The sequence below is a fragment of the uncultured Stenotrophomonas sp. genome (genome assembly GCF_963519925.1).
GTDB lineage: Bacteria > Pseudomonadota > Gammaproteobacteria > Xanthomonadales > Xanthomonadaceae > Stenotrophomonas > Stenotrophomonas maltophilia_AE.
Window position 1 is genome coordinate 1 of sequence record NZ_CAUQPH010000244.1, and the last position, 2,713, is coordinate 2,713.

Annotated in this window: 2 protein-coding genes; both read left to right on the plus strand. The window is 71.5% G+C overall.

The genetic code is table 11. From position 1 onward, the window contains the following. The coding region (gene malQ / locus RWO33_RS20060) for a 4-alpha-glucanotransferase (protein WP_314107208.1) at positions 1-1,616 on the plus strand (1,616 nt) is incomplete at its 5' end. Beyond that, positions 1,613-2,713 (plus strand): alpha-amylase family glycosyl hydrolase (locus RWO33_RS20065; RefSeq protein ID WP_314107210.1); only part of this gene is annotated, 1,101 nt, incomplete at its 3' end. The genes malQ and RWO33_RS20065, both read left to right, overlap by 4 nt.

Here is a 2,713-nt window from a genome sequence, read left to right on the forward strand (position 1 = left end):
CCGACGGGTCGGGCCAGGCAACGGCCCCGGCACGTCCGGGCTACTGGACCCTGGCCTGCGGTGCACACACCCAGCGTGTCGCGGTGGCACCACCGCGGTGTTTTGGCGTGCATGATGCGGTGACCCGCGCGCATCCGTGGGGCCTGGTCCTGCAACCGTATGCGGCCCGTGGCCAGCACGATGGCGGCACCGGCGATACCGCTGCCTGCGCGGACTGGGCGCGGCAGGCGGGCGCGGCAGGCGCGGACGCGCTGGCACTCGGGCCGGTGCATGCCGCTGGCGGCATGGACGCCCACTACAGTCCCTATTTCCCGGGCGACCGGCGCTTCCTGGAAGCGGTGTATGCCGCCCCTGTCGAGCAGTTCGGTGATGTAGCGCTGCAGGTGCTGGAGCTCCACCCTGCGCTGCGCGAGCAGCTCGCCGCATTGCGGGCCGCACCATTGATCGATTGGCCGGCGGCGGCGATGGCCAAATGGGCATGGCTGGGTGCCGTGCGCGGCGCGATCGCCGATGACGCCGAAGCGACCGGCGACCTACAGCGTTTCGTCAGCGGCGGTGGCCCGGCGCTGGCGCGGCACGTGGCGTTCATGCATCCCCGCCTGGGTCTGTCGTCATCGCTGTATCTGTTCGGACAATGGATGGTGAGCCGCGGCTGGCAGCGCGCACAGGCGCAGGCGCGCGACAGCGGGATGGGGTTGGGCCTGATCGCCGACCTCGCGGTGGGCTTCGATCCCGCCGGCGCAGAAGCCGATGCCGCCGGCGGCGCCCTGCTGCGCGGGCTGGTGCTGGGTGCGCCGCCCGACAGGTTCTGCGCCGCAGGCCAGGTCTGGGGCGTGACCAGCTATTCGCCGCACGGGCTGGCCGAACAGGGCTTCGCGCCGTTCATCGCGCTGCTGCGCGCGGTGATGCGCGACCGTGGCGGAATCCGGATCGACCACATCCTCGGCTGGCAGCGGTTGTGGGTGGTGCCCGATGGCGCCGGGGCAGGACAGGGTGCCTACCTGCGCTATCCGCTGCAGGACCTGCTCAACATCGCCGCGATCGAATCGTGGCGCAGCCGCTGCATCGTAATCGGCGAGGATCTCGGCGTGGTGCCCCCGGGCATCCGCCAGGCGCTGGCCGCACGCGGCGTGCTGGGCATGGATGTGCTGCCGTTCGCCCGCGATGAGAACGGCGGATTCCTGTCGCCCGGGGCATGGCGCGCGGATGCCGTGGCGATGACCGGCACCCACGACCTGCCGACCCTGGTCGGCTGGCGGCGGGGGCTCGATCTTGGCTGGCGGAACAGGCTTGGCGAGCTGGATGACGACGAACTGCGGCAGCAAACCGCCGAGCGCAGCGCGGATATCGCACGCCTTGATGCCGCCATGAAAGGTCGCGCCCTGGATGAGATCGCCGGCCGCCGCGCGGCACTGGAGTACGTCGGCGCCAGTCCGTCCGTGCTGGCGCTGCTGCCGGTGGAAGACGCGCTGGGCATGGCCGAGCAGGTCAACCTGCCGGGCACGTTGGGCACCCACCCGAACTGGCGCCAGCGGCTGCCCACGGAAGGGGTCGAGCACACATTGGAGGATGCCATGGACCGTTTCGCCGCCGCCCGCGCGCAGGTGCGCCCATGAGCCGGGTGCGTGCCACCGCGCGCCTGCAGCTGCATGCGGGATTCACCTTGGACGATGCCGCGCGCCAGGTGGATTACTACGCCGCGCTCGGGATCAGTCACCTGTACCTGTCGCCGATCTGGCGCGCCGTGCCCGGGTCGACCCATGGCTACGACGTGGTGGACCCGACCGAGGTGAACCCCGAGCTGGGCGGCGAACGCGCCCTGCGCGCGCTTGCCGGCCGGGCGCGACAGCGTGGCATGGGGCTGGTGCTGGACATCGTGCCCAACCACATGGCCGCGCACGCGGACAACCGCTGGTGGTGGGACGTGCTGCGGCACGGCCGCGCCAGCCCCCATGCCGACTGGTTCGACATCCACTGGAACGCACCGCTCGCAGGCGGCGCGCTGCAGCTGCCGATCCTCGATCGACCGCTGGACGCGGCCATCGACGACGGCGTGCTGCGCGTGGAGCAGGAGGCTGGCGGTGCGGTGCTGCGTCACCACGAGGCGCGGTTGCCGCTGGCGCCCGGCGTGGAACCCGACGCAGGCCCTGACGGGCTGCGCGGCGTGATCGAGGCCCAGGCCTACCGCCCGATCTGGTGGCGGCTGGGCGACGACCGCTTGAACTACCGGCGCTTCTTCACCATCTCCAGCCTGGTCGGCCTGCAGATACACCACGAAGCGGTGTTCGAGACCGTGCATCGCCTGCCGCTGGCGTTCCTGGCGGAAGGGCTGGTGGACGGCCTGCGCGTGGACCACGTGGACGGCATTGCCGACCCGCAGGCCTACCTGCAGCGACTTCGCACCGCGATGGACGGCGCCTGCGCCACGCATGATGTTGCGCCCCTGCTGTGGGTGGAAAAGATCCTGGCGCCTGACGAGGAACTGCCGGCGTCGTGGGCCTGCGACGGCACCACCGGATACGATTTCATGGACCAGGTCGCGGCATGGCTGCACGACGCGTCGGGCGAGGCGCCGCTGGCCCGGCAGTGGCAGCAGGCCACGGGGCGCACCACTGCGTTCACCGCTGAAGAGCGGCAGGCGCGCGGCGAAATGCTGGCGCGTGGCCTGCGCAGCGAGTTCGACGCACTGCTGCGGCACGTGGCGCGCATGGAG